Genomic DNA, 13,032 nt, shown 5'->3' with positions numbered 1-13,032 from the left:
CGTCGACGCCCGCTGGCCGGCGGGCGGGGTGCGCGGTGAGTCGGGAACGGGCCCGCCGTCGGGCGGAGCGTGAGGCGGAGCAGGCGCGCGAGCGTGCGGTGCGGCAGCGTCGGGTGGCTCGCCGGCAGCGCCGCCGGGCGGTGGTTCGCGGGTTGACGCCGCGGCTGCGTCGGGGCCGGTCGGGCCGGCTGGCCCGGCACACGCGGGGCGAGCGGGCGGCTATCGTGCTGCTCACCGGGGCGGCGCTGATCCTGATCTGGACGTTCGTCGACGATCTGGCGTTGCGTGTCGCGCTGATCGTGCTGTTGCTGCTCGTACTGCCGGCGATCGTCGTGATCGCCCTGGACCGTCGTACCTGATCGAGGAGAATACGTTGAGCCTCACCCTGTTACCCGCCGTGGATGTCGCCGACGGCCGGGCCGTCCGGCTCGTGCAGGGCGCCGTCGGTAGCGAGAGCATCTACGGCGATCCGCTGGACGCCGCGCTGGCCTGGCAGCAGGACGGCGCGGAGTGGATCCACCTGGTCGACCTGGACGCGGCGTTCGGCCGGGGCACCAACGCGCACCTGCTGGCCGAGGTGGTGCGTCAGTTGGACGTGAAGGTGGAGTTGTCCGGCGGTATCCGCGACGACGAGTCGTTGCGTGCCGCGTTGGGCACCGGGGCGGCCCGGGTGAACATCGGCACCGCCGCGCTGGAGGACCCGGCGTGGTGTGACCGGGTGGTGGGGGAGTACGGCGACCGGGTGGCCATCGGGTTGGACGTGCGCGGTCGTACCCTGTCGGCGCGTGGGTGGACCCGCGACGGCGGTGACCTGTACGAGGTGTTGGAGCGGCTGGACAAGGCGGGCGCTACCCGGTACGTGGTCACGGACATCACCAAGGACGGCACGATGCGCGGGCCGAACCTGGAGTTGCTGCGGGAGGTGTGCGCCCGCACCGACCGGCCGGTGATCGCCTCCGGTGGCGTGTCGACGTTGGACGACCTGCGGGCGCTGGGCACCCTGGAGCCGCTCGGTGTGGAGGGTGTGATCGCCGGCAAGGCGCTGTACGCGGGCGCCTTCACGGTGGCTGAGGCGCTGCGGACGCTGGCCGAGGCATGACGGTCACCCGGCTGGGTTCGGGTGGCCCGTGGGAGCAGCAGTACGGCTACTCCCGGGTCGTGCGGGCCGGCGATCGGGCCTGGACGGCGGGCTGCACGGCCACGGTGGACGGTCGTGTGGTGCACGTGGGTGATCCCGCCGCGCAGACCGCGCAGGCGCTGCGGATCGGGTTGGCGGCGCTCGCCGAGGTGGGTGCCGGGCCGGGGGACGTGGTCCGGACCCGGATGTACGTGACGGACCGGCTGCACGCCGACGAGGTGGGTCGGGCGCACAACGGGGTCTTCGGCGCGGTCCGGCCGGCGGCGACGTTGGTGGTGGTCGCCGGTCTGCTGGATCCGGAGCATCTGGTCGAGGTGGAGTTGGAGGCGTACCTCGGCGACGGCTGAGGTCGCTGCGGTGACCGTCGTCATGGCCGGACCGTCGGCAGATCGGTTGTGCACAACTTAATCGTGGGCTACGGTTTGGTGGTGACCGATGATCTGGTGCTGCGCCGGCAGGTGTGCTTCGCGCTCTACGCCGCGTCGCGCGCCCTGACCGACGTCTACCGGCCGATCCTCGACGAGTTCGGGCTGACCTACCCGCAGTACCTGGTGCTGCTGGTGCTCTGGGAGCGCCCCGACGACGCCCCCACGGTCTCCGAGCTCGGCACCGAGCTGCGACTGGACTCCGGCACGCTCTCCCCGCTGCTCAAGCGGCTGGAGGGGGCGGGCCTGGTGGTGCGGCAGCGGTCGGCGCGCGACGAGCGGCGGGTCGAGGTGGGCCTCACCGAGCAGGGTAGGGAGCTGCGGCAGCAGGTGGACGAGGTCCCGCTGCAGATCGCCCGGGCGACCGGGCTGGGCATCGCCGAGCTGGTCGCGCTGCGCGACACCCTCACCCGGGTCACCGACACCATCCACCGACAGAAGGAGCAGTGACCATCATGCAGGTGCTCTACACCGCGTCCGCGACCGCCACCGGCGACGGCCGTGACGGCCACGTCGAGACCTCCGACGGCACGGTCACGCTCGACCTGGCCGTGCCGAAGGAGATGGGTGGCACCGGCGGCGCCGCCAACCCCGAGCAGCTCTTCGCCGCCGGCTACGCGGCCTGCTTCCACAGCGCGCTGCGGCTGGTCGGCCGCCGCGCGAAGGCCGACGTGACCGGCTCCGTGGTCGCCGCCGAGGTGGGCATCGGCCCGAACGGCAGCGGCGGGTTCGGGCTCACCGTGCAGCTCGTCGTCGACCTGCCCGCCGTGCCCCGCGAGGCCGCCGAGCAGATCGTCGAGCAGGCCCACCAGGTCTGCCCGTACTCCAACGCCACCCGCGGCAACGTCGACGTCGCGCTGACCGTCCGCGAGACTCTGGCCGCGTGACGTCGCGGACCCAGGCCACCACCGCGGACGAGAGGACGACCACCCCGTGACCAGCAACCGCGAGATCCACCTGGCCAGCCGCCCCCAGGGCTGGCCCACCAAGGACACGTTCCGGCTCGTCGAGACCGACGTGCCGACGCCCGGCCCGGGCCAGATCGTGGTCCGCAACCAGTACATGTCCGTCGACCCGTACATGCGGGGGCGGATGAACGACGTCAAGTCGTACGTGGCGCCGTTCGCGCTCGACGCGCCGCTGGACGGCGCCGCGATCGGCGAGGTGGTCGCCAGCGAGGCGGCGGACACCGCCGTCGGGACCACCGTCCTGCACGGGCTGGGCTGGCGGGAGTACGCGCTGCTCGACGCCACCGCCGCCCGTCCGGTCGACCCGAGCCTGGCCCCGGTCAACGCGTACCTCGGCGTGCTGGGCATGCCCGGCCTGACCGCGTACGCCGGGCTGCTGGAGGTGGCCGCGATGAAGCCCGGCGAGACGGTCTTCGTCTCCGCCGCGGCCGGCGCGGTGGGCAGCCTGGTCGGTCAGATCGCCAAGCTCAAGGGCGCCGGCCGGGTGATCGGCAGCGCCGGCTCGGCGGCCAAGGTCGAGCGGCTGCGGGCGCTGGGCTTCGACGCCGCCTTCGACTACCACGACGGGCCGGTCCGCGACTCGCTGCGGGCGGCCGCGCCGGACGGCGTCGACGTGTACTTCGACAACGTCGGCGGTGACCACCTGGAGGCGGCGATCTCGGCCATGAACCTGCACGGTCGGGCCGCCATCTGCGGCATGATCGCGCAGTACAACGCCACCGAGCCGCCGGCCGCCCCGCGCAACCTGGCGTTGGTCATCGGCAAGCGGCTCACCCTGCGCGGCTTCCTGGTCAACGACCACAACGACGTGCGGGCGACGTTCGTGCGCGACGTCGCGGGCTGGCTGCGCGACGGCACGCTGTCCTACGACGAGACGATCGTCGACGGCATCGAGAACGCCCCGGCGGCGTTCCTCGGCCTGCTGCGCGGCGAGAACCTGGGCAAGATGCTCGTCCGGGTGTGAGCCGGACCTCGTTCACGGCGGTCGACCCGATCGGGTCGACCGCCGTGGCGCGTACGGAGGATAGGCTCGCGGCATGACGGTGGCGGTGCGGGTGATCCCCTGTCTGGACGTGGACGCCGGGCGGGTGGTCAAGGGGGTCAACTTCCTCGACCTGCGCGACGCCGGTGACCCGGTGGAGCTGGCCGCGGCGTACGACCGGGCGGGCGCGGACGAGCTGACCTTCCTCGACGTCACCGCCTCGTCCAGCGACCGGGGCACCATGCTCGACGTGGTGCGCCGCACCGCCGAGTCGGTGTTCATCCCGCTGACCGTCGGCGGTGGGGTCCGGCAGGTCGCCGACGTGGACACTCTGCTGCGCGCCGGCGCGGACAAGGTCGGCGTGAACACCGCCGCCATCGCCCGGCCCGAGCTGATCGCCGAGATCGCCGACCGGTTCGGACGGCAGGTGCTGGTGCTGTCCCTCGACGTGCGCCGGGCCACGACCGACAGCACCCCGAGCGGTTTCGAGGTGACCACCCACGGCGGCCGGCGCGGCACGGGCATCGACGCGGTGCGGTGGGCGCAGCGAGGTGCCGAGCTGGGCGCGGGGGAGATCCTGCTCAACTCGATGGACGCCGACGGCACCAAGGCGGGCTTCGACCTGGAGCTGATCGCCGCGGTGCGGGCGGTGGTGGACGTGCCGGTGGTGGCCAGCGGCGGCGCGGGCGAGGTGGCCCACTTCCCGCCGGCGATCGGCGCCGGCGCGGACGCGGTGCTCGCCGCCAGCGTCTTCCACTTCGGCGAGCTGACCGTGGCCGAGGTCAAGGACGCGCTGCGCCGGGGCGGTCACCCGGTGCGCTGAGCCGGCTCAGTGCCCGCCGGACTGCCCCTCCGGCGAGCGCCGGGGCGTCGGGATCGAACGGACCACGTACTCCTGGACGGCCGCCGCGTGGTCGGCCTCGTCGAGGATCCAGTCGGCGCTGCCCGGCGCGTGCCGGCGGCTCAGGACGCCCTGCACGGTGTCCACCATCGTCGCCACGCCGGCGCGGGGGCGGCTGCGCCAGAGCTGCTCGCCCTCGCCGGTGATCCGGAACCAGCCGTCGGCGACGCTGACCAGGCCGGCGCCGACCAGACGCTGGACCGCGGCCTCCACCTCGTGCCGCTGCGGGATCGCGTGGTTGAGGTGGTCGGCGGTGGAGAGCACGTCGGTGAGGCGGACGCCCTCCGGCCTGCGGCTGGTCGCCGACCGACGGTGCCGCCCGGCGCCGCTCGCGATGACCAGCGACACGAAGATCCAGGCGTCCGTCCAGCGCCAACCGTTCTCCCCCATGCAGAGATGATGACGGCGCGCGTCGCGGAAGGGAACACCCACCCACCATCCGGCACGCGGCAGCACCGCGACGTGCCGGTCCGGGGACCGTCGGTGAGCGCTCAGCCGGCCGGTGCGACGTCCGGCGCGGCGTCCGGCGTGGCGGTGCCGGTGTCCGCCGCGGGCACGGCGAACACCGGGATGAACAGGTGTGCCAGCGGGCCGATGGCCAGCGCGTACGCGACGGTGCCCACGCCGACCGTGCCGCCGAGCAGCCAGCCCAGCGCCAGCACGGTGACCTCGATGACCGTGCGCACCAGCCGGATCGACCAGCCGGGCCGGCGGGCGACGAAGCCGGTCATCAGGCCGTCGCGGGGGCCGGGGCCCAGCTGGGCGCCGAGGTAGAGGCCGGTGGCGGCACCGTTGGCGACGATCCCGACGATCAGCAGCGCGATCCGGACGCCGAGCGGGCCGCCGTCCGGCAGCAGGGCCAGCGTGGCGTCCACGACCAGGCCGATGACCACCACGTTGCTGACCGTGCCGAGCCCGGGCCGTTGCCGCAGCGGGATCCAGAGCAGCAGGACGAGCGCGCCGACCGCGATGGTGACGGTGCCGAAGGAGAGCCCGGTCCGTTCGGACAGGCCCTGGTGGAAGACGTCCCACGGGTCGAGGCCCAGGCCGGAGCGGACCATGAGGGCCATGCTGATCCCGTAGAGGACCAGCCCGGCGTACAGCTGGCTCAGTCGTCGCGCTGGCCGGTGCCGCAGATTGCCAAGCAGTGCCATGCATGCCACCCTAGGTGCCAATCCTCCCGGAGGAAGAAGCCAATATCCGAGGAGTGGCTATGAACGGTCAGGTGCGTGGCGTCCAATTGGCCCGGCTGCTCGGGCAGTGGCACGCCCTGCCGGGCCGGCGGCGCAGCCCCGACTACGCCGCCCTCGCCGGTGCGGTGCGCGGGCTGCTCGCCGATGGACGGTTGCCGCTGGGCGTCCGCCTGCCGGCCGAACGGGAGCTGGCCGAGGCGCTGCGGATCAGCCGGACCACGGTCACCGCCGCGTACCGGCAGCTGCGCGAGACCGGGCACCTGGCCAGCCGCCGGGGTGCCGGCAGCTGGACCATGCTGCCCGGCAACCACCGGGTGGCCAGCACCGGCCTGTGGACCCCGCTGGACGACCGGGAGATGATCGACCTCGGGGTCGCCGCGCTGGCCGCGCCACCGCAGCTGCTGGCGGCCGCCCGGGCCGCCGCCGACGACCTGCCGCGGTACGTGGGCGGGGCCGGCTACCACCCGACCGGCATCATCGAGCTGCGCGAGGCAATTGCCGACGGGTACACGGCCCGGGGGTTGCCGACCTCGGCCGACCAGATCATGGTCACCAGCGGCACCCAACACGCCCTGGACCTGGTGCTGCGCCTCGCCCTGGCCCCCGGCGGCGGCGTGCTGGTCGAGTCGCCGACCTACCCCAACGCGCTCGCCGCGCTGGCCGGCCGTCGGGCCCGGATCACCACCCACGGTCTGGCCGCCGACGCCGGAGGGTGGGACGCCGACCTGCTGCTGGGCAGCCTCCGGCAGACCCGACCCAGGCTGGCCTACCTGATCCCGGAGTTCCAGAACCCGACCGGGCATCTGATGCCGGCCCCGCTGCGCGAGCGGGTGGTGGCCGCTGCCCACGCCGCCGGCACCGACCTCGTCGTCGACGAGTCCTTCGTGGACCTGCCGCTGGACGGCACCGAGCTGCCACCGCCGATGGCCACCTTCGACCGGCACTCGCGGGTGGTCAGCATCGGCGGGATGAGCAAGCCGTACTGGGGTGGCCTGCGGATCGGCTGGGTCCGCGCGTCCGCGCCGCAGGTGCAGCGGCTGGCCGCCGTGCGCGTCGGTGTGGACATGGCCAGCCCGGTGCTGGACCAGCTCGTCGCGGTACGCCTGCTCGCCGACGCGCCGGCCATCGTCTCCGACCGGCGGATCCAGCTCGCCGCGCAGCGCGACGCCCTGCTCGACGCGCTGGCGCACCGCCTGCCGGACTGGCGGGTCACCGCGCCGAGGGGCGGCGTGACGCTCTGGGCCGAGCTGGACGGCCCGGTCTCCAGTGCGCTGGCCCGGGCCGCCGAGGAGGTCGGCGTCCGGCTGGCGCCCGGCCCCCGGTTCGGTCTCGACGGCACCCTGGAGCGGTTCCTGCGGCTGCCGTTCACCCTGCCCGCGGCCGAACTGGTGGATGCGGTCGAGCGGATCGCCGGGGTCCGCTACGACCTGGACCGGACCGGCCGGCAGCGGTGGCGGGAGCCGGCCGTCATCGCCTGAGCCGGGTCGGATCGTCGGCGCGGACGCCGGTGGCCCGCACCGGGCGGGTACGGGCCACCGACGACTCGACTCAGAGCTCGGCGAGGGTGCCGGTGTACATCTTGTCGATCTCGGCGGCGAAGTTGCTCTCCACACCGCGTCGCTTGATCTTGAGGGAGGGGGTGATCTCGCCGTGCTCGATGGTCAGATCGCGCGGCAGGATGGTCACCTTCTTGATCGTCTCCCAGCGGTTCAGCTTGGCGTTGAGCTGGGCGACGTACTCCTCGACCATCGTCTGGGCCTCGGGCGAGGCGACGATCTCGGTGTAGTCGCGCCCTTCGAGGGGGCCACCGGCGACCCAGCCCCGGATCGCGTCCGGGTCGAGCGTGACGAGCATGGTGCAGAAGTTGCGGGCCTGACCGACGACGATCGCCTGTGACGTGTACGGGCAGATGGCCTTGAACATCCCCTCGATGTGCGACGGCGCGATGTACTTGCCGCCCGAGGTCTTGACCAGGTCCTTCTTGCGGTCGGTGATCCGAAGGTAGCCCTGCTCGTCGAGCGTGCCGATGTCACCGGTACGGAAGAAGCCGTCCTCGGTGAAGGCGGCGGCGGTTTCCTCCGGCAGGTTGTGGTAGCCGCGCATCACCGGCCGACCCCGCACCAGGATCTCCCCGTCGGTGTCGATCCTGCACTCCAGGTCGCCCATCGCGCGGCCCACGGTGCCGATCCGCAGCCCGGCCGGCGGGTTGACGAAGTTGCCGGCGCTGGTCTCGGTCAGGCCGTAGCCCTCGGAGATGGGCAGGTTCGCGGCGGCGAAGAAGGTGGCGATCTCCGGGCTGAGCGGTGCGGCGCCGGACACCAGCACCCGCATCCGGCCGCCCAGGCGGGCCTGGAGCTTGCTGAACACCAGCTTCTCGGCCAGCCCGTAGCGCAGCTTCAGCCCGGCCGGAACCGGCTTGCCGGCCTGCTCCAGGGTGACCTTCTCCTTGCCGACGCCAACCGCCCAGCTGAAGATCTTCGCCTTCGAGCCGCCGGCGCCCTGCGCGGTGGTCACGGCCTTGTTGTAGACCTTCTCGAACACGCGGGGTGCGCCGCACATCAACGTCGGACGGATGACCGAGAGGAGCTCGACCAGCTTGTCGACCCGACCGTCGACGTAAGTGGGCAGGCCGACGTGGATGGCGCCGCAGAGCAGGGTCTTGCCGAACGAGTGGGCCAGCGGCAGCCACAGGTACTGCAGGTCGTCGTCGCGTAGCAGCCCGACCTCCGCCTGCGCCACCGCCTCCCAGCACCAGCCGCCGTGCAGCAGCTCGACGCCCTTGGGCTGGCCGGTGGTGCCGGACGTGTAGATCAGGGTGGCCAGGTGGTCCGGGCCGATGCCGGCCACGAGCATGTCGATCAGCTCCGGCTCGGCGGCCAACGCCTGGGCGCCGCGCTCCTCCAGCTCGGCGAGCGTCAACTGGGCAACCGCGGCGGTCGGGTCGACGGTGCCGTCGAGGAGCACCACGTGGGTGAGCGCGGGCAGGGTCGCGCCGGCGATCTTGGCCGCCTGGGCCGGGTTCTCCGCGAACAGCACCTTCGACCCGGAGTCGGCGATGATGAACGTCGCGTCCGCCGGCTCGGTGGTCGGGTAGACGGTGGTGGTGGCGCCGCTCGCGCACATGATGCCCAGGTCGGCGATCACCCACTCCAACCGGGTGTTGGCGAGGATCGCGACCGGGTCCTCCAGGCCGATGCCCAGGCCGTGCAGGCCGGCGGCGACCGCCTTGGCGCGCAGGCCGACCTGCGCCCAGGTGAGCCAGCTGGGGCCCGAGTCGTCGGAGTTCGGAGACGCGAACGCGTGCCGGTCGGGGGTGGCCGCCACGCGCTTGAGGAACATGTCCGGGATGGAGCGGTACGGTACATCGAGAGCCATCGCTGTAGCCGCCTTCGGGGGTGGTGGCGTGACGGGGGTCACGTCATAGTGGTTACCGAAGAGTATTGCCTGCCACCGGGGATCGGCTAGCCCCGGTGATCGTTCGGCGTCCCGTCGCGCCGACCGGGTGTGGCCGGATCACGCGTACCGGGCGGCCGCGACCGACCAGTCGTAGGTGGCGCGGACCCAGTCCCGCCGGGAGGTCAGCGCCGCCTGGATGTCGTCGCCACCGCTCGCCCGCAGCGCCTCCTCCGCCAGCTGATACGCCGCCAGCCCCTGGTTGAACCGGTCCGCCGCCGCCTGTAACGCGTCCGCCTCGCCCGCGCCGGTCTCCTGGGCGATCACGGTCACCAGGTTGTGCACATCCGGGGCGGCCCGGCTCTCCTTGCCGTAGGAGAAGACGTCGTTGCACCAGCAGACCAGGTCCACCGCCAGCAGGTCCAGGGTGGCCAGCGCCGGGTCGGCGCACCCGGCGGGCCCGAGCGGATCCGCCGACGCCAGGTCGGTCAGGGTGAGGCTCGGGTGTACGCCGCCGGTGTGCCGGCGCATCTGCACGTACTCCGCGACCTCGGGCACCCGCCGGCGTTCCCGGTTGGCCGACTCCCAGAGCAGCGCCAGCAGGTACTCCCGGACCTGGCTGACGAACCGCAGCAGCAGGGATGGTCGGCCCTGCGCGCGGATCCGGCGGCACAGGTCGTCCAACGCGACGCCGAGCGGACCCGACCCGGGCGGAAGCTGCCCGGCCGGGTCGCCGCCCCGGTCCAGGACGTCCAGCAGTAGCCCGATGACCGGCGCCAGCCGTGCCGGATCGGCCCCCAGGCCGTCCTCGTCGCAGGCGTCGTCCATGACGAAGAGCCAGGAGATCAGGTCGGTCAGCAGGCGCAGCCCGTCCGCCGGCCCGTCCGGGCAGGCTCGTCCGGCGAGGCCGGCGGGATCCGCCCGCCGAAGTCGATGAAGGCGATGTCTGGAATCGATCAGTCCTAACGCGTGCACCCAGTCGACGCTCTCGCTCGCCACCTGGTCTGTTGCCTCATGGCGCTTCGCGGGAAACGGGGGTTCCCGCAGCGCCAAAATCGCGAAACTCCGCACAGCGGCCCCCCACTCGTGCCGCCCGGCGCAGGACGGCGCGGTGAAGCGTACGGGACCAGGAATAGGTCCGCGTCGTTGAGTGGGGAATTATTTAAATGGTTATCTGTGACCGTTTAAGCACAGAACGCTACATGCCCAGGTTGGCGACACGCAGCTGCCGCGCGGACGCCGCCGACCCGTCCAGCTGCACCCGGGCCACCCGCTGCCGGCCGGACAGGAACAGGGCCAGCTCGGCCGGCGCGCCGACCACCCGCAGCCGGTCGCCGCCCCGGCCGACGGAGACCTCCCCGTGCCCGGGCGCCTGCACGTAGAGGTCCGCCGGAAAGCGGCGCAGCACGAGCCGGGCCATCGGCGCGACGCGCTTCCACAGGGCGGCCTGCAGTCCGGTGGCCAGGTCGCGGGGCTGCCACCCGGGGCTGGCCCGCCGCACGTCCTCGTGGTGGATGAAGAACTCCATCGTGTTGGCCAGCTCGTCGGTCAGCGGATTGCTCACCGGGCTCCACGCCGGTGGCCGGCGCACCTGCGCCACCAGCTCGGGGTACGGCTGGGCGGCGAGGCGACGGCGCACCCGTTCCGCGTACCCGCGCAGTGGTGGCAGCACGATCCCGCCGGCCGCGTCCGGCCGGCGCTCCCGCAGGACGAGGTGCGCGGCGAGGTCACGGGTGGCCCAGCCCTCGTTGATCGTCGGCGCGTCGGGCCCGAGGGCCAGGAGGAGATCGGCCAGCGCCTGGCGCTCGGCTCGGGCGTACCGCGACATGGCCCGATCGTAGGCCCGGCCGGCCGCCGCCGCGCGACGGCGGGCGCGGGTCACCGCGGCCACCGCGCCGCCGTCCGGTACGTGACGGTCGACATATCCGGTCCGGGTCGGCGGTGCTGGCCCGCAGCGGTAAGGATGAGGGAGATAATTGTGGCTTACGGCGGGGGAGAGCGTGGCGAGTACGACAAGTCGGGACGTGCTGGGCCGGGGGCTGCGGGTGCTCGGGCAGGCCATCCGGGAGCAGCCACGGATCTTCGCGGTCGCGGTGCTCGGGAGTGTGCTGTTCGGCGCGATGGTCATCGTCAGCGCGTACGTGGTCGGCGGGGTCGTCGGTGAGGTGGTGGTGCCGTCCATCGCCCGCGGCCAGGTGGGCACCGGCACCCTGGCGCTGGCCGCTACCGCGCTGTTCGGGATCAGCGTGCTGCGCGTGGCGGGCATCTTCGGTCGCCGGCTCGGCGCCGGCTACATGCAGTACCGCCTGCAGGCCGCCTACCGCCGCCGGGTCACCCGCCGCTACCTGGACCTGCCGGTGGCCTGGCACCACCGCAACTCCACCGGCACGCTGCTGTCCAACGCCAACTCCGACGTGGAGGCGGCCTGGTATCCGATCGCGCCGCTGCCGTTCGCCGTCGGCACGCTGGTGATGCTGATCGGCGCGATCGTCTCGCTGTTCGCCACCGACTGGGCCCTCGCCCTGGTCGGCCTCGCGGTCTTCCCGGCGCTGTTCGCGCTCAACGTGGTCTACTCCCGCCGGATGGCGCCCCGCCAGGCCCGGGCGCAGCGGCTGCGCGCCGAGGTCAGCGGCATCGCGCACGAGAGCTTCGACGGCGCCCTGGTGGTCAAGACGATGGGCCGGGAGGCGCAGGAGACGGCCCGGTTCGCCGGCCGCGCCGGTGAGCTGCGCGACTCGCTGATCGCCGTCGGTCGGCTGCGGGGTGTCTTCGACCCCATGCTGGAGACGCTGCCGAGTCTCGGCACCCTCGCCGTGCTGGTGGTCGGGGCGTTCCGGCTGCGCCAGGGCGCGATCAGCGTCACCGAGCTGGTCAGCGTGGCCTTCCTCTTCACCGTGCTGGCCTTCCCGGTGCGGGCCATCGGCTGGGTCCTGGCCGAGCTGCCGCGCAGCGTCGCCGGCTGGGACCGGGTGCGCCGGGTGCTCGACGCCACCGGCGAGATGCCGTACGGGCAGCGCGTGCTCGACCCGGCCACCTCCGGCCCGGCCACCCTCACCTTCACCGACGTGCACTTCTCGTATCCGGCGGCCGAGGCGCACCAACCCGGCGCGCAGGTGCTCGGAGAGGTCGGCTTCACCGTGCCGGCCGGGCGGACGGTGGCCCTGGTCGGGCCGACCGGCGCCGGTAAGTCGACCATCACGTCCCTGGCGGTACGCCTCGTCGACCCCGACTCCGGCACCGTCGAGCTGGACGGGGTGGACGTGCGGGAGCTGACCGCCGCGTCGCTGACCGGCACGGTGGCCCTGGTCGCGCAGGTGCCGTTCGTCTTCGACGACACGGTCCGCGCCAACATCGCCCTGGACCGGCCGGGCATCGACGACGAGGACGTCTGGGCGGCCCTGCGGCTGGCCGAGGCGGACGGGTTCGTCGCGGCACTGCCCGACGGGCTGGACACCATGGTCGGTGAGCGGGGCACCTCACTCTCCGGCGGGCAACGGCAGCGGCTCACCCTGGCCCGCGCGCTGGCCGGTCGACCGCGACTGCTGGTGCTCGACGACGCGACCAGCGCCGTCGACCCCCGGGTGGAGGCGGCCATCCTCGCCGGGCTGCGCTCCTCGGCGGGCGCGCCGGGGGTGCCGGCCGCGTCGATCCTGGTCGTCGCGTACCGGCGGGCCACGATCGCCCTCGCCGACGAGGTGATCTACGTGGAGCAGGGGCGGGTGCTCGCCCGGGGTACGCACTCCGACCTGCTGGCCACCGTGCCCGGCTACGCCGACCTGGTCACCGCCTACGAGCAGGCCGAGGTGGACCGAGCGCAGGAACGCGCGTACGACGACGAGGTGGCGCCGCTCCCGTCGGGCCTGGAGATCGAGGTGGACCGGTGAGCGCGAGGAGTGCAGCGAAGCGGAGCCCCGCAGTCGCGAACGAGAGGCAAGACCGGTGAGCGCGAGGAGTGCAGCGAAGCGGAGCCCCGCAGTCGCGAACGAGAGGCAAGACCGGTGAGCGCGAGGAGTGCAGCGAAGCGGAGCCCGG

General features: G+C 73.2%; 14 protein-coding genes. 9 read left to right on the top strand and 5 right to left on the bottom strand.

Annotation, left to right across the window (positions count from 1 at the left end):
• The first annotated feature begins 35 nt into the window (after positions 1-35).
• The 7 genes from AB0H52_RS04175 (at position 36) to hisF (ending at position 4,336) form a co-directional block, all read left to right on the top strand.
• Positions 36-359 carry a hypothetical protein gene (locus tag AB0H52_RS04175; protein WP_151492041.1) on the top strand — a complete coding sequence of 108 codons (324 nt, stop codon included), beginning with the start codon at positions 36-38 and terminating at the stop codon, positions 357-359.
• 14 nt (positions 360-373) lie between these two features.
• Complete coding sequence (gene priA, locus AB0H52_RS04170; RefSeq protein ID WP_151492042.1) at positions 374-1,099, top strand: bifunctional 1-(5-phosphoribosyl)-5-((5-phosphoribosylamino)methylideneamino)imidazole-4-carboxamide isomerase/phosphoribosylanthranilate isomerase PriA; 726 nt, start codon at positions 374-376, stop codon at positions 1,097-1,099.
• Positions 1,096-1,485 carry a RidA family protein gene (locus AB0H52_RS04165; protein ID WP_151492043.1) on the top strand — a complete coding sequence of 130 codons (390 nt, stop codon included), beginning with the start codon at positions 1,096-1,098 and terminating at the stop codon, positions 1,483-1,485. The genes priA and AB0H52_RS04165 overlap by 4 nt, the downstream gene beginning before the upstream one ends.
• 81 nt (positions 1,486-1,566) lie before the next feature.
• On the top strand, positions 1,567-2,013 hold the full coding sequence (locus tag AB0H52_RS04160; protein ID WP_357945157.1) for a MarR family transcriptional regulator: 447 nt from the start codon (positions 1,567-1,569) through the stop codon (positions 2,011-2,013).
• Positions 2,014-2,018: 5 nt separating this feature from the next.
• A complete protein-coding gene (locus AB0H52_RS04155) occupies positions 2,019-2,450 on the top strand; it encodes an organic hydroperoxide resistance protein (protein WP_151492051.1) in 432 nt (143 codons plus the stop codon).
• 46 nt (positions 2,451-2,496) lie between these two features.
• Positions 2,497-3,495 carry an NADP-dependent oxidoreductase gene (locus AB0H52_RS04150; RefSeq protein WP_151492045.1) on the top strand — a complete coding sequence of 333 codons (999 nt, stop codon included), beginning with the start codon at positions 2,497-2,499 and terminating at the stop codon, positions 3,493-3,495.
• 73 nt (positions 3,496-3,568) lie between these two features.
• Positions 3,569-4,336 carry an imidazole glycerol phosphate synthase subunit HisF gene (gene hisF, locus AB0H52_RS04145; protein ID WP_151492046.1) on the top strand — a complete coding sequence of 256 codons (768 nt, stop codon included), beginning with the start codon at positions 3,569-3,571 and terminating at the stop codon, positions 4,334-4,336.
• 6 nt (positions 4,337-4,342) lie between these two features.
• On the opposite strand, the gene AB0H52_RS04140 is transcribed toward hisF, so the two are convergent.
• A complete protein-coding gene (locus AB0H52_RS04140) occupies positions 4,343-4,804 on the bottom strand; it encodes a hypothetical protein (protein WP_151492047.1) in 462 nt (153 codons plus the stop codon).
• Positions 4,805-4,905: 101 nt separating this feature from the next.
• The gene (locus tag AB0H52_RS04135) at positions 4,906-5,568 is read right to left on the bottom strand and encodes a hypothetical protein (protein ID WP_357945152.1); all 663 of its coding nucleotides are present in this window, start codon (positions 5,566-5,568) and stop codon (positions 4,906-4,908) included.
• 59 nt (positions 5,569-5,627) lie between these two features.
• Between AB0H52_RS04135 and AB0H52_RS04130 the strand changes: the two genes are divergently transcribed.
• Complete coding sequence (locus AB0H52_RS04130; protein ID WP_151492049.1) at positions 5,628-7,085, top strand: PLP-dependent aminotransferase family protein; 1,458 nt, start codon at positions 5,628-5,630, stop codon at positions 7,083-7,085.
• Positions 7,086-7,155: 70 nt separating this feature from the next.
• On the opposite strand, the gene AB0H52_RS04125 is transcribed toward AB0H52_RS04130, so the two are convergent.
• From AB0H52_RS04125 to AB0H52_RS04115, 3 genes are all read right to left on the bottom strand, one after another.
• Positions 7,156-8,982, bottom strand: a complete 1,827-nt coding sequence (locus tag AB0H52_RS04125; protein WP_357945148.1) for a long-chain fatty acid--CoA ligase — start codon at positions 8,980-8,982, stop codon at positions 7,156-7,158.
• A gap of 138 nt (positions 8,983-9,120) precedes the next feature.
• Positions 9,121-9,999: a terpene synthase family protein gene (locus tag AB0H52_RS04120; RefSeq protein WP_225854639.1), complete on the bottom strand. Its 879-nt coding sequence runs from the start codon at positions 9,997-9,999 to the stop codon at positions 9,121-9,123.
• Positions 10,000-10,198: 199 nt separating this feature from the next.
• The gene (locus AB0H52_RS04115; RefSeq protein WP_151491255.1) at positions 10,199-10,828 is read right to left on the bottom strand and encodes a TIGR03085 family metal-binding protein; all 630 of its coding nucleotides are present in this window, start codon (positions 10,826-10,828) and stop codon (positions 10,199-10,201) included.
• Between the two features lie 172 nt (positions 10,829-11,000).
• On the opposite strand from AB0H52_RS04115, the gene AB0H52_RS04110 reads away from it, so the two are divergent.
• Positions 11,001-12,884 carry an ABC transporter ATP-binding protein gene (locus tag AB0H52_RS04110; RefSeq protein WP_192580370.1) on the top strand — a complete coding sequence of 628 codons (1,884 nt, stop codon included), beginning with the start codon at positions 11,001-11,003 and terminating at the stop codon, positions 12,882-12,884.
• The last annotated feature ends 148 nt before the right edge of the window (positions 12,885-13,032 follow it).

It is taken from the genome of Micromonospora sp. NPDC050695 (genome assembly GCF_040654415.1).
Classification (GTDB): domain Bacteria; phylum Actinomycetota; class Actinomycetes; order Mycobacteriales; family Micromonosporaceae; genus Micromonospora.
This window is presented reverse-complemented; position numbering and strand designations above follow the sequence as displayed.

Coding starts and splice junctions, on each gene's coding strand:
- AB0H52_RS04125 (WP_357945148.1), bottom strand. CDS start 8,982: ATGGCTCTCGATGTACCGTACCGCTCCATCCCGGACATGTTCCTCAAG.
- AB0H52_RS04115 (WP_151491255.1), bottom strand. CDS start 10,828: ATGTCGCGGTACGCCCGAGCCGAGCGCCAGGCGCTGGCCGATCTCCTC.
- AB0H52_RS04165 (WP_151492043.1), top strand. CDS start 1,096: ATGACGGTCACCCGGCTGGGTTCGGGTGGCCCGTGGGAGCAGCAGTAC.
- AB0H52_RS04140 (WP_151492047.1), bottom strand. CDS start 4,804: ATGGGGGAGAACGGTTGGCGCTGGACGGACGCCTGGATCTTCGTGTCG.
- AB0H52_RS04155 (WP_151492051.1), top strand. CDS start 2,019: ATGCAGGTGCTCTACACCGCGTCCGCGACCGCCACCGGCGACGGCCGT.
- hisF (WP_151492046.1), top strand. CDS start 3,569: ATGACGGTGGCGGTGCGGGTGATCCCCTGTCTGGACGTGGACGCCGGG.
- AB0H52_RS04135 (WP_357945152.1), bottom strand. CDS start 5,568: ATGGCACTGCTTGGCAATCTGCGGCACCGGCCAGCGCGACGACTGAGC.
- AB0H52_RS04130 (WP_151492049.1), top strand. CDS start 5,628: ATGAACGGTCAGGTGCGTGGCGTCCAATTGGCCCGGCTGCTCGGGCAG.